19 protein-coding genes are annotated in these 16,301 nt (G+C 69.3%); 7 read left to right on the forward strand and 12 right to left on the reverse strand.

Annotated features, from left to right (window positions below; translation table 11 throughout):
- Window positions 1–34: 34 nt before the first annotated feature.
- The 3 genes from ACWGO0_RS33430 to ACWGO0_RS33440 form a co-directional block, all read right to left on the reverse strand.
- The gene (locus ACWGO0_RS33430) at window positions 35–1,399 is read right to left on the reverse strand and encodes a DUF2637 domain-containing protein (protein ID WP_453543640.1); all 1,365 of its coding nucleotides are present in this window, start codon (window positions 1,397–1,399) and stop codon (window positions 35–37) included.
- Window positions 1,400–1,636: 237 nt separating this feature from the next.
- On the reverse strand, window positions 1,637–2,464 hold the full coding sequence (locus ACWGO0_RS33435; RefSeq protein ID WP_453543642.1) for a DUF3558 domain-containing protein: 828 nt from the start codon (window positions 2,462–2,464) through the stop codon (window positions 1,637–1,639).
- A 171-nt stretch (window positions 2,465–2,635) separates the two neighbouring features.
- Window positions 2,636–3,493: a DUF3558 domain-containing protein gene (locus ACWGO0_RS33440; protein WP_453543644.1), complete on the reverse strand. Its 858-nt coding sequence runs from the start codon at window positions 3,491–3,493 to the stop codon at window positions 2,636–2,638.
- Between the two features lie 171 nt (window positions 3,494–3,664).
- Between ACWGO0_RS33440 and ACWGO0_RS33445 the strand changes: the two genes are divergently transcribed.
- Complete coding sequence (locus tag ACWGO0_RS33445; RefSeq protein ID WP_453543646.1) at window positions 3,665–4,858, forward strand: RtcB family protein; 1,194 nt, start codon at window positions 3,665–3,667, stop codon at window positions 4,856–4,858.
- Window positions 4,859–4,942: 84 nt separating this feature from the next.
- Here the strand turns inward: ACWGO0_RS33445 and ACWGO0_RS33450 are convergent, their stop codons facing one another.
- Entirely contained in the window at window positions 4,943–5,701 is a 759-nt protein-coding gene (locus ACWGO0_RS33450) for an SDR family NAD(P)-dependent oxidoreductase (RefSeq protein ID WP_453543648.1), read from the reverse strand.
- Window positions 5,702–5,765: 64 nt separating this feature from the next.
- Entirely contained in the window at window positions 5,766–6,116 is a 351-nt protein-coding gene (locus ACWGO0_RS33455) for a YnfA family protein (protein ID WP_453543650.1), read from the reverse strand.
- Window positions 6,117–6,235: 119 nt separating this feature from the next.
- On the opposite strand from ACWGO0_RS33455, the gene ACWGO0_RS33460 reads away from it, so the two are divergent.
- A complete protein-coding gene (locus tag ACWGO0_RS33460) occupies window positions 6,236–6,724 on the forward strand; it encodes a hypothetical protein (RefSeq protein WP_453543652.1) in 489 nt (162 codons plus the stop codon).
- Window positions 6,725–6,740: 16 nt separating this feature from the next.
- Here ACWGO0_RS33460 and ACWGO0_RS33465 read toward each other — a convergent pair whose 3' ends face one another.
- The 4 genes from ACWGO0_RS33465 to ACWGO0_RS33480 all read right to left on the reverse strand — a co-directional run bounded on the left by ACWGO0_RS33465 (window position 6,741) and on the right by ACWGO0_RS33480 (window position 9,872).
- Window positions 6,741–7,514: a Mut7-C RNAse domain-containing protein gene (locus tag ACWGO0_RS33465; protein ID WP_453543654.1), complete on the reverse strand. Its 774-nt coding sequence runs from the start codon at window positions 7,512–7,514 to the stop codon at window positions 6,741–6,743.
- A 72-nt stretch (window positions 7,515–7,586) separates the two neighbouring features.
- Entirely contained in the window at window positions 7,587–8,366 is a 780-nt protein-coding gene (locus tag ACWGO0_RS33470; RefSeq protein WP_453543656.1) for a phosphodiesterase, read from the reverse strand.
- Between the two features lie 86 nt (window positions 8,367–8,452).
- Window positions 8,453–9,004: a GNAT family N-acetyltransferase gene (locus ACWGO0_RS33475; RefSeq protein WP_453543658.1), complete on the reverse strand. Its 552-nt coding sequence runs from the start codon at window positions 9,002–9,004 to the stop codon at window positions 8,453–8,455.
- Window positions 9,005–9,056: 52 nt separating this feature from the next.
- Entirely contained in the window at window positions 9,057–9,872 is an 816-nt protein-coding gene (locus ACWGO0_RS33480; RefSeq protein WP_453543660.1) for an AraC family transcriptional regulator, read from the reverse strand.
- A gap of 80 nt (window positions 9,873–9,952) precedes the next feature.
- Here ACWGO0_RS33480 and ACWGO0_RS33485 point away from each other — a divergent pair, with 80 nt between their 5' ends.
- Window positions 9,953–10,525: a TIGR03086 family metal-binding protein gene (locus ACWGO0_RS33485; protein WP_453543662.1), complete on the forward strand. Its 573-nt coding sequence runs from the start codon at window positions 9,953–9,955 to the stop codon at window positions 10,523–10,525.
- Here ACWGO0_RS33485 and ACWGO0_RS33490 read toward each other — a convergent pair.
- The 3 genes from ACWGO0_RS33490 to ACWGO0_RS33500 form a co-directional block, all read right to left on the reverse strand.
- The gene (locus ACWGO0_RS33490; protein ID WP_453543664.1) at window positions 10,458–10,775 is read right to left on the reverse strand and encodes a hypothetical protein; all 318 of its coding nucleotides are present in this window, start codon (window positions 10,773–10,775) and stop codon (window positions 10,458–10,460) included. The two genes, ACWGO0_RS33485 and ACWGO0_RS33490, sit on opposite strands and share 68 nt — an antisense overlap.
- A 116-nt stretch (window positions 10,776–10,891) precedes the next feature.
- Window positions 10,892–11,248 (reverse strand): ArsR/SmtB family transcription factor, encoded by a 357-nt coding sequence (locus ACWGO0_RS33495; RefSeq protein WP_453543666.1) that lies wholly within the window; start codon window positions 11,246–11,248, stop codon window positions 10,892–10,894.
- Between the two features lie 66 nt (window positions 11,249–11,314).
- Window positions 11,315–11,899 carry a hypothetical protein gene (locus tag ACWGO0_RS33500; RefSeq protein ID WP_453543668.1) on the reverse strand — a complete coding sequence of 195 codons (585 nt, stop codon included), beginning with the start codon at window positions 11,897–11,899 and terminating at the stop codon, window positions 11,315–11,317.
- A 285-nt stretch (window positions 11,900–12,184) separates the two neighbouring features.
- On the opposite strand from ACWGO0_RS33500, the gene hemL reads away from it, so the two are divergent.
- The 4 genes from hemL to ACWGO0_RS33520 all read left to right on the forward strand — a co-directional run bounded on the left by hemL (window position 12,185) and on the right by ACWGO0_RS33520 (window position 16,299).
- A complete protein-coding gene (hemL, locus tag ACWGO0_RS33505) occupies window positions 12,185–13,492 on the forward strand; it encodes a glutamate-1-semialdehyde 2,1-aminomutase (RefSeq protein ID WP_453543707.1) in 1,308 nt (435 codons plus the stop codon).
- Complete coding sequence (locus ACWGO0_RS33510; RefSeq protein ID WP_453543670.1) at window positions 13,489–14,181, forward strand: histidine phosphatase family protein; 693 nt, start codon at window positions 13,489–13,491, stop codon at window positions 14,179–14,181. Before hemL ends, ACWGO0_RS33510 begins: the two co-directional genes overlap by 4 nt.
- 200 nt (window positions 14,182–14,381) lie before the next feature.
- Complete coding sequence (locus ACWGO0_RS33515; RefSeq protein WP_453543709.1) at window positions 14,382–15,626, forward strand: hypothetical protein; 1,245 nt, start codon at window positions 14,382–14,384, stop codon at window positions 15,624–15,626.
- A gap of 67 nt (window positions 15,627–15,693) precedes the next feature.
- Entirely contained in the window at window positions 15,694–16,299 is a 606-nt protein-coding gene (locus tag ACWGO0_RS33520; protein ID WP_453543672.1) for a TlpA family protein disulfide reductase, read from the forward strand.
- The last annotated feature ends 2 nt before the right edge of the window (window positions 16,300–16,301 follow it).

Here is a 16,301-nt window from a genome sequence, read left to right on the forward strand (position 1 = left end):
GGGCTGTTCCTCAGCCCGGCCGGCGAACGGCGTTTCAGGCGATGTGATCCGCTTCGAGTACCGAGTGGTGGCGGTTCTTGAACTCCGGCATCATGCGGCGGAGCAGCGCGGCGCTACGCGGGTGCCTGATGTTGTGGACGTCCGCGACGTGTATGTCCAGGGCCTCGACGCTCGGGTACTCGTTGTGCTGCTTCACGAACGCCTCGAACTCCGCGTACGCGATCTCGGCGAACTCCGCGTCCTCCTGGGCCCACTCCGCCGGGTCCTCCTCGGGCTCCTGCGGCTGCTGGTCCTGCTGCTGGGCCTGCTGGTGCTGTTGGGGCTCCGCGCTTCGGGGGTGCGGGACCGCGCCGATCGTGCCCACGTCACCGAGGGGGCGGGTCCGGCCGCCCGGGCCCGAGGGAATCATGACCGGGGTGGGCTCCAGGCCCTCGACGTACGTCGGGTTGTACGCACCCTCGTACGCGCCCTCCGGCACCTGCGGCGCGGCGAACCACGGGCTTTCGTGCCCGTGTTGCTGATGCTGCTGCTCGAAGTCCTGCTGGAAGTCGCGCTCGAAGTCCTGCTCGAAGTCCTGCTCGTTGGCCTGGCGGCGCTGCTGCGGGTACTCCTGCGCGTACTCCTGCTCAGCGGCCTGCGTGTGCTCCTGGGGTGCGGAGTACGGGAGTTCGGCCTGCGGCTGGGCGGAGGCGACCGGCGGCAGCAGGGCCGGTTCGATGCCCGCGGCGGCGAGTCCGGCCGGGGCGGTCTCGGCGAGCGGGACGCCGTACTTCGCCAGGCGCAGCGGCATCAGCGACTCGATCGGGGCCTTGCGGCGCCAGCTGCGGCCGAAACGGGCCTGCAGGCGGGCCTGGTAGATCAGCCGGTCCTGTTCGAGCTTGATCACCTGCTCGTAACTGCGCAGCTCCCACAGCTTCATCCGGCGCCACAGTTTGAACGTGGGGATCGGGGAGAGCAGCCAGCGGGTGAGGCGTACGCCTTCCATGTGCTTGTCGGCCGTGATGTCGGCGATCCGGCCCACGGCATGGCGGGCGGCCTCGACGGAGACGACGAACAGGATCGGGATCACCGCGTGCATGCCCGTGCCCAGAGGGTCGGGCCAGGCCGCGGCGCCGTTGAAGGCGATCGTCGCGGCGGTCAGCAGCCAGGCGGTCTGACGCAGCAGCGGGAACGGGATGCGCATCCAGGTCAGCAGGAGGTCGAGCGCCAGCAGGACGCAGATGCCCGCGTCGATGCCGATCGGGAAGACGTACGAGAACGTCCCGAAGCCCTTCTCCACCGCCAGTTCGCGGACGGCCGAGTACGAACCGGCGAATCCGATCGCGGCGATGAGCACCGCACCGGCGATGACGATTCCGATGAGTATCCGGTGCGTGCGTGTCAGCTGCATCGCGGCCACGCGCGATCCCCTCCCCGACTTCTGTCCTCGGCTGCTGCCTGTGTTGCCGCCCCGTCCGGCTTCGGACGTCCGGCGCGGGCACAGCCTGGCACATGCGTGGGGCACTCGTTGCGCGGGGAGGGGTGAAGCCCGGCTCCCGAGGGGGAGCCGGGCTTCGTAAAAGCGCCTGTGGGCAGGTGGGTTGGGGCTCCTGCCGGGCTACGTCACGATGTGCGGACGGTTTCCGGTGACCGGTTCCTAGGACTTGGGCCTGGAGGTCGTCTTGCGGGCCGACGAGGTCGACTTGGAGGACGGCTCGGCCGAGGACTTGGCCGTGGCGGGGGCCTTGGTGCCGTTGGAGCCCGCGGAGTCCTTGTCGGCGGACTCGTTGAAGGCGGCGACCGAGGCGACGGCCTCCTTCGCCGCCTTCCCGGCGCCCTTCAGGATGTCGGAGGAGGACGGGGCCTTCGCTCCCGCGTAACCCGCGCCGTTGTAGGTGAGGGTGATGACGACGTTCCCCGTGCGCGCCACGATCGTCGCGTACTGGAAGTCCTCACTCGTCTTGGTGAGGCCGTACGTCACGGCGGTGGCCTGCTCGCCGATGCCGTCGACCGGCGCTGCCGAGAGCTTCTTCGCGCCCTCGGTGGCCTCGGCCTTGGCGACCTGCTTCGTGTAGTCCTCGGTCGCGCGCTTGGCGCCGCTGCCCAGGGACTGGTCCGATGCGAAGCGGGTGAAGCCGACGTCGAGCCAGCGGTACTGCGAGCCCTTGACGCCGTTGTCGTCCAGACCGTTCCAGGAGCACCCGGCGCGGACCGAGACGTCGCTCGAACCGCCCGGTGTGCCGTCCTTGACCTTGGCCTTGGGGACCAGGGACGAGGTCGTCTTCTTCGCGATCGCCTTGCACGGGTCGGGAAGCTCGGAGAACTTAGCCGGCTCGATGGCCGGTGCCGTCGGCTTCGCGCTCGCGGAGGCGGAGGAGTCCGAGTTCTTCTTGCCGTCGTCCGACGAGCAGCCGGCGACGACGAGCATCACCGGGACGGCGGCGCAGGCGAGTATGCGGGACAGTCGCGGAGCTGATCGGTGCATGGTTCCTTCACTCGGATGGCACGGCGGTCTCGTGCGGGTCTTCGGTCGGCAGGTTGTTCGTCGCGCAGGGTGTTCCGGAGGGCCACGGTACGACGGACGGTGCCCGGATGGCGCCTCGGTCGTGGACCTCGGGCGTCCGGACAGGGCGCGTGCGAGGCCGTCGGACCGTGGCTATTCGCTGAGCGTCTCGGCCAGCTTCCGGGCCAGCGCCCGGGCCTTTTCCTGCAGTTCCTTGCTGTCGGGGACCTTGGTGACGAGGGCGGGCTGCTCGGTGTACTGGACGGTCACGATGACGTTCGATGTGCGGAATACCACGCTCACCGTGCGGTGCTGTGCGGTGGAACCTGCCCGTGTGAGCACATCGTCCAGAAACGCCGTATCTCCGAGGTTCTCCAGGACGCGCGGTCGCAGGTCCTCGGCACCGGCGCCGGCGTCAGGGGTGCCGGTGGGGTCGGTGGGGTCGGCCGTGTTGGTGGGGTCGGCCGTGCCGGAGGCGCCCGTGGCTCCAGTGGCGCCTGTGGCTCCTGTGGTGCCTTCCGGGCCGGCGTTCTTGCCGGTCGACGGGGTGGCGGAGGCAGAGGCCGAGCCCGATGCCGAGGCGGTCGGCAGGTCGGCGCCGGTCTCCTTCTTCGCGTAGACCTCGCCGGCCCGGTCGTCGTCGCTGACCGCGGGGTCGTACGAGACGACGCGCTCGAAGTCGATGACGAGGTTCCTGGACATGTCCGGGGACTCGGACTTCCAGCGGCAGCCGACCTTGCGGTCGGTGTCGTAGGTGACGGCGGCCGTGCCCTCGTACACCTTCTCCTGCTGCTCCTCCGGCAGCTCGGCCGCGCCCGGCAGGAGGTCCTTGAGGGTGGACGGCGGGACCGCGCGGCAGGGTTCGGGCAGGGTCCGGTACTTGCCGGGCGGTGCGGCCGAGACCGTCGGGCTGCCCGGCTTGCTGTCCGCGTCGTCGGCTTCGCCGTCCGAGCCCGCGCTGCAGCCGACGACGAGCGCTGCGAGGAGCGCGACGCCGGGTGCGTACGCCATGTGTCGCACGGTCCCAGGCTCCCTTCGGTACGAAAACAGGTTGCCGCCCGAAGGCGGCCGATGAACACAATGTGTATCGCACGCGCAGCTGTGAATGCCGGTCGACTGACTCGTTTGCCGATCTTGGTGCCAGTTTTGCGCTTTCAGTCTTTTCGGGGGAATAGAGGGGTTATGTCGTATGTAGAGGTACCGGGGGCGAAGGTTCCGATTCGCATGTGGGCCGATCCGGCCTCGGTCGAGGACGGAGCGATGCAGCAGCTGCGGAACGTGGCCACGCTGCCCTGGATCAAGGGTCTGGCCGTCATGCCGGACGTTCATTACGGCAAGGGCGCGACCGTCGGTTCGGTGATCGCCATGCACGGAGCGGTCTGTCCCGCGGCTGTGGGCGTGGACATCGGCTGCGGGATGTCGGCGGTGAAGACGTCCCTGACGGCAAACGATCTTCCGGGCGATCTGTCGCGGCTTCGGTCGAAGATCGAGCAGGCGATTCCGGTGGGCCGCGGGATGCACGACGAGGTGGTGGAGCCGGGAAGGCTGCACGGATTCCCCACGGCCGGCTGGGACGACTTCTGGGGACGGTTCGACGGGATCGCGGATTCGGTCAAATTCCGTCAGGGACGTGCCACAAAGCAGATGGGAACGCTCGGAAGTGGCAACCACTTCATCGAGTTCTGTCTCGATGAGTCCGGTTCGGTCTGGCTGATGCTGCATTCCGGGTCCAGGAACATTGGCAAGGAGCTCGCAGACTTCCATATCGGGCAGGCCCAGAGTCTTCCGCACAACCAGGGTCTGGTCGACCGTGACCTGGCCGTCTTCATCGCGGACACCCCGCAGATGGCGGCGTACCGCAACGATCTCTTCTGGGCGCAGGAGTACGCGAGTTACAACCGCTCGATCATGATGGCGCTCTTCCAGGACGTGGTCCGGAAGGAGTTCAAGAAGGCGAAGGTGGCCTTCGAGCCGGTCATTTCCTGTCACCACAATTACGTGGCGGAGGAGCGGTACGAGGGCATGGACCTGCTGGTCACCCGTAAGGGCGCGATCCGTGCGGGCTCGGGGGAGTACGGGATCATCCCCGGGTCCATGGGGACGGGCTCGTACATCGTGAAGGGCCTGGGGAACGAGAAGTCGTTCAACTCGGCCTCGCACGGTGCCGGTCGGCGGATGAGCCGGAACGCGGCGAAGAAGCGCTTCTCGACGCAGGACCTGGAGGACCAGACGCGGGGCGTGGAGTGCCGTAAGGACTCCGGTGTCGTGGACGAGATCCCGGCCGCGTACAAGCCGATCGAGCAGGTCATCGAGCAGCAGAGGGACCTGGTCCAGGTCGTCGCGAAGCTGAAGCAGGTCGTGTGCGTGAAGGGGTGAACCCGGCGCGCCCACGTATCCGGTGCCCCGGGCCGCATGTGCGGTCCGGGGCTTCTTCGTGTCCGGTGCTCGTTCCCGGTGAGGTCAGGGCGTGCGGTGGATCTTGGAGTTGGAGGCCTGGGCGCGGGGGCGGACGACCAGGAGGTCGATGTTCACGTGGCTGGGGCGGGTGACGGCCCAGGTGATCGTGTCGGCCACGTCGGATGCGGAGAGGGGGGCGTCCACGCCCGCGTACACCTTGGCCGCCTTCTCCGTGTCGCCGCGGAAGCGGGTGGTCGCGAACTCCTCGGTCTTGACCATGCCGGGGGCGACCTCGATGACGCGGACCGGGGTGCCGACGATCTCCAGGCGGAGGGTCTCGGCGAGGACGTGCTCGCCGTGCTTGGCGGCCACGTAACCGCCGCCGCCCTCGTAGGAGGAGAGGGCCGCGGTGGAGGAGAGGATCACGATCGTGCCGTCGCCGCTCGCGGTGAGGGCGGGCAGCAGTGCCTGCGTCACGTTGAGGGTGCCGATGACGTTCGTCTCGTACATCTGGCGCCAGTCCGCGGGGTCGCCGGTGGCGACGGGGTCGGCGCCGAGCGCGCCGCCCGCGTTGTTGACCAGGACCGCGAGGGAGCGGAAGGCCGTGGCGAACTCGTCGACCGCGGTGCGGTCGGTGACGTCCAGGGCGTACGCCGTCGCTTCGTGGCCCGCCTCGGTGATCTCCGCGGCGAGTGCCTCGATGCGGTCCTTGCGGCGGGCGGTGAGCACGACGCGGTAGCCGGCGGCGGCGAGCTGCCGGGCGGTCGCGGCGCCGATGCCGCTGCTCGCGCCGGTGATGACGGCGATGGGGGTGGCGGCCATGGCGATCTCCTCGGACAGCTGATCGGTACGGGAGCCAGGATAGGCAGGCCGGTCGGGCGGGGGTTCAGCGGCTGCGCGGTGCGTACATGATCAGGGCCATGCCGGCCAGGCAGACCAGCGCGCCGATCACGTCCCAGCGGTCCGGGCGGTACCCGTCGGCGACCATGCCCCAGGCGATCGAACCGGCGACGAACACACCGCCGTACGCCGCGAGGATGCGGCCGAACTCGCCGTCAGGCTGGAGCGTCGCCACGAATCCGTAAAGGCCGAGGGCGATGACACCCGCGCCGACCCAGATCCAGCCCCGTCCGCCGTGCGAGTCGCTGCCCCGTACGCCTTGCCAGACGAGCCAGGCTCCGCCGATCTCGAAGAGTGCGGCGACGACGAAGAGGGCGATGGAACGCGCTACGAGCATGGAGGGAGCGTTTCACGCGGGCGTGAGCGGGCCGTGCCGGTGGGCCGTGCGGGTGGGGTGAGGCGCGTCGAACCGGTCATTAAATATGGATGATTGGGGGCAATCGGTATGTTCGCCGCATGGTAGCGACGCGTAGAGCTCTGCTGGTGGTGTCCGCCGGGGCGGCGATGGTGGCGACCGCGCTGTGGGGGGCGGGGTCCTCGGCCGCGGCCCCGGACATCGTGCCGGAGGCGGATCTGGCTCATCACGGGCATGTCTCCCTCTGGGGTGATCGCCTCGGAGTCTGGCTGGAGAGTGCGAACAGCGGTCCGTGGGATCTGGCGGACGCGACGGTGCGGCTACGTTTCTCGACGCCTCTGGCGGGTCGTCAGGGGCTCCCGCAGGGCTGTCTCTGGGGCGGCAGCAGCACGGTGCTGTGCCGTACGGGGCCGTTGTCGGCGGACGGGGAGACGCGGCGTGCGTCGCTCGATCTGCGGCTCGGGGCGCGGCCTGCCGAGGTGGTCGTCCGGGTCGACACGGTGTGGAGCGGTGGTGTGCGTGACCACGAGCCGCTGAACAACGAGCACGAGGTGCTGGCGCCGGCGACGGGGGATGCGTACGTCTTCTGACCCCGCCGTACGAGCCCTAGGCCCGGGCTGTCGGGGCTGTCGGGGCCGTCGGTGCCTCGGTGCCGAGGCCGCCGAATTCGCGGACGGCGTCCGCCACGATGGATTCCAGGTGGGAGTGGTGGGCGCCCCGCCAGTACACCCGGCCGCACTCCGTGCACTGGGCGAACACGTCGTAGGACCGTTGCGTGCCGTGTTCCAGGTGCTCGCTCACGGAGTCCTTGTCGGCCTCCGCCAGCTGCCCGTTGCAGGCGGTGCACCGCGTCCACGGCGCGAGGACCGGCGCGAACCTGCCCAGTACGTCGCGGAGCTGGGCTTCCGGCCGGTCGCTGTAGATGTACGCCCCCGCCCAGATCTCCCGCCGCCGCAGCAGTCCACGGTCCCGGGAGAGCAGCACTCGCTGTTCCGTCGCCGAGAGTGTGGCCAGCGCCGGGTCGCCGATGTCCTCGCTCTCGTACGCGGCGTCGACGCCCAGCAGGCGCAGGCGCCGGGCGAGTGTGCCGAGGTGGACGTCGAGCAGGAAGCGCAGCGGGGCTCCGGGTACGCGCTGGGGGCGGTCCACGGCGCGGACCTCCACCACTTCGCCCGCGCTGGGGATGTGTGACACGGGTACGGGACGGCCGTCGACGAGCAGCTGTCCGGCCTCGGTGAGCGGGACGCCGAGGGACTCCACGACATGGCCGAGCGTCGACGAGCCGTCGGTGGTGACGCTGGAGCGTCCGCCCCGGCGTTCGTGGGCGACGAAGAGGCGCAGTTCCGGTGCTACTTCGAGGTCGATCTCCGGTCCGTTCACCTCGTCAGGATGCCATTGCGCGGGGTGCGGCAGCGAGGGTTTTCCGCGGCGCCGGGCGTTCCTGCCGGGCGGTTACGGCACGACGCGGTAGTGCGTGGTGATGCGCCCGCCCGCGCCCCGTACGCCCTCGTCCAGGACGTGGAAGGCGACCCCGGGCGGTGCGACGCGGTCGACCGGGCCCTCGCCGCTCTCCCACGGCAGCCGCAGCGTCGAGACCACTCCCGGTGCCACGAGCAGGGGGCGCCCGGCGAAGGTGCCCGCCATGGCGGTGTGCGCGTGGCCGGTGAGGATCGCCGGGACGTTGTCGACGGGGCGTTCGGCGAGCAGTTCGGCGAAGCGTGCCGCGTTGGTCAGGTTCGTGGAATCCAGGTACGCGTGGTGGACGGTGGCCGGCGGGTGGTGGAAAGCGGGGAGGGCCGGGGTGTCGCCCAGGTCGTCCAGGGTGCGGGCCAGCCAGTCGAGGGTCTCGTCGTCGAACCGTCCCGCGTCCTCGCCGGGGATCGTCGAGTCGCACAGCAGGAGTGCGTAACCGCCCACGTGGTGCAGTCGGTTGACGGGGCCGGTGGCGGTCTCCGCCCCTTCGGGGTGTTCGTCGCCGAGCAGGACCTTGCGGTAGGTGGCGCGGTCGTCGTGGTTGCCGGGGCAGGGGAACGCGGGGGCGGTGAGGTCCGCGAGCAGCCGGGCCGCCTCGGCGTACTCCTCGGGAGCCCCGTGGTCCGCGATGTCGCCGGTGACCAGGACCGCGTCCGGCTGCCGGGTCAGGGAGTTGAGGTAGGTCACCACCCGGGTGGCCCGCTCCGTCGCCCGGTCCGAACCGTCGAGATGGAGATCGCTGATGTGTGCCAGCAGCATCGGTGGGTCCCGTCGCTCGGTGAAGCGCCTAATGGTTCATGACTGTCCACCCATTACATCTTCCGCCCGGGAGATCGCGCAAGGCTTCAGCCCTCCGTGGGGCCCAGGTCCAGCCGCCAGTCGTTCGACAGCAGGGCATTGCCCGGCGGGTACTCGACTTCGCAGGTGCCGAGCAGGACGAAGCCCGCCTTGCGGCACACCGCGTTCGACGCGCCGTTCTCCACGGACGGGTAGGCGTGCAGACCGCGGTGTTTGTGCTCGGCCCGCGCCTCGGCGGCGACGGCCACCGTCGCCGCCGTCGCGATGCCGAGCCCCTGGAAGCCGGAAAGGACGGCCCAGCCCGTCTCGTACACCTCCTGGCCCTGCCAGGTGTGCTCCCAGAAGCCGATCGTGCCCACGTCCTCGCCGTTCGCGGCCAGGACGATGCGGTACATCCGGCCCTTGCCCGTCCGGTCCGCGCTCAGTGCCACGTACCTGCCGTGGCGGACTATGAGCTGCTCCTCGCGCTCGGGTCCACCGAGGTGATCCATCAGCTCGGGTGCGTTGGCCCGGCGGAGCAGCTCCAGGTCGCCCTCGGACCAGGGCTCGATCCGTACGGGGGACGGGGAGGGCGAGGGAGATGGCGCGGTGCTTTCCATGCCCAAAACTGTAGAGCCAGGCACTGACAACGGGCACTGACAACGGGCTGCCTCAGCGCGGGGCGAACGCCGTCGGAGGTACTCCCACCGTCGCGGTGAAGTCCCTGACCAGGTGAGCCTGGTCGCTGTAGCCGAGGTCCGCGGCCAGTCCCGCCCAGTCGGTGTCCGGGTCCGACTCGGCCCGTTCCAGCGCTTCGTGGATCCGGTAGCGGAGGATGACCCATTTCGGGCCGACACCCACGTACGTCGAGAAGAGCCGTTGCAGGGAGCGCGCGGACAGTTCCTCGGCGCGGGCGAGCTGTCCGACCCGGCGCAGCGAGCGGTCCGTACGCACGCGCTCGGCCGCGGCCATCGCCCGGTCGGCCTGCGGATCGGGGCGGGCGCCGAGCGACAGCAGGTACCGGTCGAGTGCGGCGACGCGTGCGTCCTCGTCCGCCGGGTCCAGTACGTCCTCCGGAACCGGTCGTACGGACAGCACCTGGTCCGCGGGAACCCGTCGGCCCGTCCACTGCGAGACCGGCCGGTCCGGGGCGAACGGGCGGAATCCGCCGGGCCGGAACTGTACGCCGCACACGCGCCCCCGCCCCTCCAGTTTCTGGGCGAAGAGTTCGAGGCCGATGCCGGCGACCTCCGCGAATCCGGCCCGTTCCCCCTCGTCGCCGCTCTCGAACCGCTGGAAGACGAGGTTCACCGAGGGGTGCGGCACGACGTGCGACACGTACGGCTGCGGCAGGTCCCAGTCGATCAGCCAGTAGTGCTCCAGATACGGCCGCAGGGCGGGGGCGGGCTCCCGGCGGCGGAAGCGTACGTGCGTGAACAGGTCAGGGGCGTCGACGATGCCCCGGGTGTCGCGTCGAGGTCCTGCCATGCGGGCGATCCTATGAGCCGTCCCGGCGCGTGGCGCGTTTCTTCAAGACTCCGACGGCCGCGGCGCGCACCGTCGTACACATGCAGAAGATCAGTGAATTGCTGGCAGCCGCCCGCACACAGGCCCTTCCCGTGATCGCGGGCATCGACGACGAGCGGCTGGGAGACCCCACTCCGTGCAGTGAGTACGACGTCCGCGACCTGCTCAACCACCTCTTCCAAGTGGTCGTCAACTTCCGGGCGCTGGCGGCCAGACAGGCGGTGGACTTCAGTGTGACCCCCGATGTCGTCAAGGGGGACTGGCGCGACGACTTCGCCCGGGAGACGGCCCGTCTGGTGACGGCGTGGGAGGTGCCCGGCGCCGAGGACGGAGTCACGGGCGCCATGGGCCTTCCCGCCAGGACCGTGGGGCTCATGGTGCTGGGCGATCTGACCGTGCATGCCTGGGACCTGGCGCGGGCGACGGGTCAGGACTTCGTGCCCGACAGTGTGGTGGTGGACGCGGTGGGTCCCGCTCTCGCCGAGCTGGCGCCGATGGCGCGGGAGGGCAACATGTTCGGCGAGCCGTTCCCCGTACCGGCCGGGGCTAGCGCCTTCGAGCAGGTGCTGGCTGTGACCGGTCGCGATCCGGGCCGGTCTCCGGCCCGGCCGTGATGTCCGTGGCCGCGGTGACCGGCATGTGTACGCCCGGGGGGTCGTAGAGGGGGGCGAGCGTCTCGTACGCACCGTCGACGATGTCCTCGGCCCGGGTCAGCATCGCCTGCTCGGCCAGCCGGGCGGCCCGATGGGTGTACGGGGAAGGCGGCGCCGGACGACGGCGCCGCCACCAGCTCTCGCACGCCGCGTAGATACCGGTGGCGAAGACCAGCACGGGGATGGACAGGGCCAGCAGGATGTCGTCCACGGTGGGCCTTCCTCGGTGTCGATGCCCCTTGCATCGGCACGTTCGGCAGGTCAGCTGAAGATCGTTCTTCGGCCAAACGCTGGCTTGATTAAGCCGAATGGGGGCGTACGCCGGAGTCAGGCTTGCGGCGCCAGCAGCTGTCCCATCGCGGCGATCACGGACGGCTCGACCCGGTAGTAGACCCAGGTGCCGCGTCGTTCGGAGGTGAGCAGACCCGCGTCCTTGAGCTTCTTCAGGTGGTGGGAGACGGTCGGCTGGGAGACCCCGACATCGGAGATGTCGCACACGCATGCCTCGCCGCCCTCGTGGGAAGCGACCAGGGAGAACAGCCGCAGCCTGACCGGGTCACCGAGCGCCTTGAACATCAGGGCCGTGCGCTGGGCCTCTTCGACGGTCAGCGGGCGCTCCGACAGGGGCGGGCAGCACGGCTCGACCGGCGACTCCAGGAGCGGCAACGCCTTCGTGTTCGACATATGTCTATGTTGACACATGTCGAATCAACTGGGCCGGGTCGAGCGAGGGGGAGTCGGGGCGACCGGTTACGGCCACACCAGGCAGTACGCCTGGTGCCCCGCGTCATGCAGGCGGTGGGAGAAGTCCTGCCACTCGTGGAGCAGCTGGTAGACGTTGAACGCGTCGCGGGGGCCGCCGCGGTCCGGGACCGTGGACCAGATGAAGGCTGCCGCGCCGACCGATTCCTCGCCGACGTCGCGCAGGGGGTCGACGACCGTCATGGGGAGCTTGACCACCGCGTAGTCGGGGTGGAGGACGACCAGTTCGAGCGGGGGGACCTTGTGCAGGGGTATGCCCTGTATGCCGGTGAGGACCATCGCGGCCACCGTCTCCGGCTTGATCTTGGTGAACATGCCGCCCATGCCCAGCTCGTCGCCGCCGAGCTCCTCGGGGCGCATCGAAATGGGCACACGGGCTGCCGTGGCCCCGTCGGGGGCCCCGAAGTACTTGTAGGTCACCCCCACGCGGCCACTGCTCCTGCTTCCGGGACTCCTGGCGTTCCCTGCCTGCGTACCTGGTACGCGCTCGGCCTCGCGCCGGTGCCGCCCTCGCCGGGCAGGCTCGGGCCCCAGGTCGTCCGTCCCTTCGCCCACTCCGCCACCGCGATGCATATCTCATCCACCCGACTACTTCTTAGGAGACACAGCCCCGGCTGCGCAACCCGATCATCGTGTCAGTGACCTCCCCCACGGGCGTGCGGTGAAACACCTGTCCGCAAGACCGTCCGTGCCTCTGACACCATGGCATGTGTGAGCTTTCCCTAATGTCGCCCCAGTTTCGCAGACGCGAGGGTGCTGACGCCCTTTCGTAATACGAGGAGAGTGCGCTCCTTGCTCACCGTTGGCCAGGACTTCCGGCCCGGCCTCCCGACCCCCGAACCGCAGATCAGGACCAAAGTGGCGTATTCATACGAAGCCCCAGTTTCGCAGTCTCTGTTCGACCGTGCGTCCGTCGTGACGCCCGGCGGCGTGAACTCTCCCGTACGAGCCTTCCGGGCCGTGGGCGGTACGCCCAGGTTCATGGTGTCCGGTACCGGTCCGTACCTCACCGATGCCGACGGTCGTGAGTACGTGGACCTCGTCTGCTCGTGGGGGCCGATGATTCTCGGCCATTCCCATCCCGAGGTCATCGCGGCCGTCCAGGACGCGGTCGCCCGCGGCACCTCGTTCGGTACGCCCGGTGAGGGCGAGGTCGCGCTCGGCGAGGAGATCGTCGCCCGGATCGAGCCGGTGGAGCAGGTACGGCTGGTGTCGTCCGGCACCGAGGCGACCATGTCCGCGATCCGGCTGGCCCGCGGGTTCACCGGCCGCGCGAAGATCGTGAAGTTCGCCGGGTGCTACCACGGGCACGTCGACGCGCTGCTGGCCGCCGCGGGGTCGGGGGTCGCCACGTTCGGGCTCCCGGACACGCCGGGTGTCACGGGCGCCCAGGCCGGCGACACGATCGTGCTGCCGTACAACGACCTGGAGGCCGTGCGGGCCGCGTTCGCCGCGCAGCCCGGGGAGATCGCCTGTGTGATCACCGAGGCGTCGCCCGGCAACATGGGTGTCGTGCCGCCGCTGGACGGCTTCAACGCCGGGCTCAAGGAGATCTGCGCCGCGAACGGCGCGCTGTACATCTCCGACGAGGTCATGACCGGCTTCCGCACCTCGAAGGCCGGCTGGTACGGCATCGACGGGGTCCGCCCCGACCTCATGACCTTCGGCAAGGTCATGGGCGGCGGCTTCCCGGCCGCGGCCTTCGGCGGGCGCGCCGACGTCATGGCGCACCTCGCCCCGGTCGGTCCCGTCTACCAGGCGGGCACGCTCTCCGGGAACCCGGTCGCGACCGCCGCGGGCCTCGCCCAGCTGCGACTGCTGGACGACGCCGCGTACGCGAAGATCGACGCGGTCTCCGCGGAGCTGCGCGGACTGGTGGGCGAGGCGTTCACCAAGGAGGGCGTCGCGCACACGGTGTCGGCGGCGAGCAACATGTTCTCCGTGTTCTTCACCGACGAGCCGGTCCGGAACTACGAGGACGCGAAGAAGCAGGAAGCGTTCCGCTTCACCGCCTTCTTCCACTCGATGCTGGCGCAGGGCGTCTACCTTCCGCCGTCCGCCTTCGAGTCCTGGTTCGTCTCCACCGCCCACGACACGGCGGCCGTCGAGCGCATCGCAGCCGCCCTGCCTGCCGCGGCGCGGGCCGCGGCGGAGGCCACCTCATGAGCGAGAACGTGAGCCGCGACGACACCACCGTGGTGCACCTCGTGCGCCACGGCGAGGTGCACAACCCGGACGGCGTCCTCTACGGGCGGCGGGCCGGCTACCACCTCTCCGAGCTCGGCCGGCAGATGGCCGACCGGGTCGCCGAGCACCTGGACAAGCGCGACATCACGCATGTCGTCGCCTCCCCGCTGGAGCGGGCCCAGGAGACCGCCGCGCCGGTCGCGAAGTCGCACGGCCTGGAACTGGCCACCGACGAGCGCCTGATCGAGGCGGCCAACGTCTTCGAGGGCAAGACGTTCGGGGTCGGCGACGGGGCGCTGCGCCGGCCGGAGAACTGGAAGCACCTCACCAATCCGTTCACCCCGTCCTGGGGCGAGCCGTACATCGAGCAGGTCGTACGGATGATGGGCGCCCTGGACGCCGCGCGCGACGCGGCCCGGGGGCACGAGGCGGTGTGTGTCAGCCACCAGCTGCCGATCTGGATCGTGCGGAGCTTCGTGGAGCGGCGGCGGCTGTGGCACGACCCGCGGCGGCGGCAGTGCACGCTGGCCTCGCTGACCAGCTTCACGTACCAGGGCGACAAGATCGTGTCGGTCGCGTACACGGAGCCGGCGCGGGATCTCGTACCGGTGCATCTGCTGGCCGGGGCGAAGCCGGTCAAGGGGAAGTCGAAGGCGTTCGGCGCGTAGGCAGGCGTGTGGGAAGTGGTGGGACAGGCGGTGCCCGGGTTTCTCCGGGTGCCGCCTTTTCCTTTTGGTGTGCAGGTTCCGTAAGGGTCTGGTCTCGTAACGATATTTGTTCCCGTTCGCGGAACCCCCGTGTTGCTCCGGTCATCTAAGCCTTCGCCGGTTTGTATGGCCTTGAGATGAACGACGCGGATGGGGATGATATGCGCGAGATCAAGCGAAGGGGTCTGCTCGGCGCCGGGCTGGGAGCCGCAGCCGCAATCGGGATCGCCGGTTGCGGCTCTTCCGGTAATGCCAGGCCGGGGCCCGAGGGGAGCACCAAAGGCGGCGACGCCAACGGTCCCGGTGCCGGGGCGCCGAAGAAGAACGTGCGGCTGATCGGTGACGGTTCGACATCCGATACCGGAAAGCAGCCGAATCAGCCCTCCGCTCCCGTCCCTCTCGAACCCGGCCAGAAACCGCCGCAGTTCGTGATCTTTTCCTGGGACGGGGCGGGCGAGGTCGGCAACGGTCTCTTCCCGCGCTTTCTCGAACTGGCCAGGGAACACGACGCCGCGATGACCTTCTTCCTCTCCGGGGTGTATCTCCTGCCCGAGTCGAAGAAGTCGCTCTACCGCCCGCCGAACAACCTCCGCGGCGCCTCCGACATCGGCTATCTCACCGACGGCCACGTGAAGGACACGCTGAAGTACGTCCGTGAGGCATGGCTCGACGGCCACGAGATCGGCACCCACTTCAACGGCCACTTCTGCGGCGGTTCCGGGTCGGTCGCCAACTGGACGCCCGCGCAATGGCACAGCGAGATCAACCAGGCGGTCTCCTTCGTCACCGAGTGGCGGACCAACAGCGGCTGGGAAAACCTTGATCCGCTGCCCTTCGACTACCGCAAGGAACTGATCGGCGGACGCACCCCCTGTCTGCTCGGTCAGGACAATCTCCTTCCGACGGCCAGGAAACTGGGATGGCGATACGACGCCAGTTCACCCGGCGGCCGTCAGATGTGGCCCCAGAAGCGGCACGGAGTATGGGATCTTCCGCTCCAGGGCATGCCGTTCCCCGGGCACTCCTTCGAAGTCCTCTCCATGGACTACAACATCCTCGCCAATCAGTCGCTGAATTCGACCAAGGGCATGCCGTCCCGCTATCCGGGCTGGCGCAAGCAGGCGGCCGGTGCCTATACGCAGGGTTTTCAGCGCGCGTACGAGACGAATCGCGCACCCTTCTACATCGGCAACCACTTCGAGGAGTGGAACGGCGGAATCTATATGGATGCCGTCGAAGAAGTGATCAAGCGCATTGCCGGTAAGCCGGACGTACGGCTGGTCTCCTTCCGGCAGTTCGTCGACTGGCTCGACGTCCAAGATCCGGCGGTGCTCGCGAAGCTCCGTACGCTTGACGTCGGCCAGTCACCCGCAGGCGGCTGGAATGCCTTCTTTAAACAGCCTTGACAAGGGGCTTTACGGTCACCGAGGGGGGTGCGCAAGATCCCCGAAACCGCCATGCGAAACTTTTCACATGAGCTCTGGCCGCGCACCCCGACGCCGCTTCACCCTGCTCGCCGCCACTGCCGTGGCCGCGACACTGACCCTGTCCGCGTGCAGTGGGGACGGCAACAAGGCCGGTGGCGGCGGCAATACGAACTTCGTGACCGGCAGCGGCGGAATCTCGACCGTCGCCAAGGCCGACCGCACCGCCGCACCGAAGCTCGACGGAACCGCCCTGGACGGCAAGAGCCTCGACGTCGCCGACTACAAGGGCAAGGTCGTCGTCCTGAACGTCTGGGGATCGTGGTGCGGACCGTGCCGCGCCGAGGCCAAGCACTTCGCGAAGGTCTCGCAGGAGACCGCGGACCAGGGGGTCCAGTTCATCGGGATAAACACCCGGGACCCCCAGAAGGCATCCGCGGTGAACTTCGAGAAGGACTTCGGCGTCACCTACCCGAGCTTCTTCGACCCGACCGGAAAGCTCATCCTCCGCTTCCCCAAGGGCACGCTGAACCCGGTGGCCATCCCGTCGACCGTGGTCATCGACCGGGACGGAAAGATCGCCGCCCGCACCCTTCAGGCCCTCGACGCCGAGAACCTGCGCAAGATGATCGACCCGCTGATCGCGGAGAAGTGATC

Source organism: Streptomyces sp. NPDC055749 (assembly GCF_053617235.1).

What these genes read in the sequence shown, in the direction of transcription:
- ACWGO0_RS33520 (WP_453543672.1), top strand. Translation starts at nt 15,694, where the DNA reads ATGAGCTCTGGCCGCGCACCCCGACGCCGCTTCACCCTGCTCGCCGCC.
- ACWGO0_RS33510 (WP_453543670.1), top strand. Translation starts at nt 13,489, where the DNA reads ATGAGCGAGAACGTGAGCCGCGACGACACCACCGTGGTGCACCTCGTG.
- ACWGO0_RS33470 (WP_453543656.1), bottom strand. Translation starts at nt 8,366, where the DNA reads ATGCTGCTGGCACACATCAGCGATCTCCATCTCGACGGTTCGGACCGG.
- ACWGO0_RS33500 (WP_453543668.1), bottom strand. Translation starts at nt 11,899, where the DNA reads ATGCATCGCGGTGGCGGAGTGGGCGAAGGGACGGACGACCTGGGGCCC.
- ACWGO0_RS33435 (WP_453543642.1), bottom strand. Translation starts at nt 2,464, where the DNA reads ATGCACCGATCAGCTCCGCGACTGTCCCGCATACTCGCCTGCGCCGCC.
- ACWGO0_RS33450 (WP_453543648.1), bottom strand. Translation starts at nt 5,701, where the DNA reads ATGGCCGCCACCCCCATCGCCGTCATCACCGGCGCGAGCAGCGGCATC.
- ACWGO0_RS33445 (WP_453543646.1), top strand. Translation starts at nt 3,665, where the DNA reads ATGTCGTATGTAGAGGTACCGGGGGCGAAGGTTCCGATTCGCATGTGG.
- ACWGO0_RS33455 (WP_453543650.1), bottom strand. Translation starts at nt 6,116, where the DNA reads ATGCTCGTAGCGCGTTCCATCGCCCTCTTCGTCGTCGCCGCACTCTTC.
- ACWGO0_RS33495 (WP_453543666.1), bottom strand. Translation starts at nt 11,248, where the DNA reads ATGTCGAACACGAAGGCGTTGCCGCTCCTGGAGTCGCCGGTCGAGCCG.
- ACWGO0_RS33515 (WP_453543709.1), top strand. Translation starts at nt 14,382, where the DNA reads ATGCGCGAGATCAAGCGAAGGGGTCTGCTCGGCGCCGGGCTGGGAGCC.
- ACWGO0_RS33460 (WP_453543652.1), top strand. Translation starts at nt 6,236, where the DNA reads ATGGTAGCGACGCGTAGAGCTCTGCTGGTGGTGTCCGCCGGGGCGGCG.
- ACWGO0_RS33440 (WP_453543644.1), bottom strand. Translation starts at nt 3,493, where the DNA reads ATGGCGTACGCACCCGGCGTCGCGCTCCTCGCAGCGCTCGTCGTCGGC.
- ACWGO0_RS33475 (WP_453543658.1), bottom strand. Translation starts at nt 9,004, where the DNA reads ATGGAAAGCACCGCGCCATCTCCCTCGCCCTCCCCGTCCCCCGTACGG.
- ACWGO0_RS33485 (WP_453543662.1), top strand. Translation starts at nt 9,953, where the DNA reads ATGCAGAAGATCAGTGAATTGCTGGCAGCCGCCCGCACACAGGCCCTT.
- ACWGO0_RS33480 (WP_453543660.1), bottom strand. Translation starts at nt 9,872, where the DNA reads ATGGCAGGACCTCGACGCGACACCCGGGGCATCGTCGACGCCCCTGAC.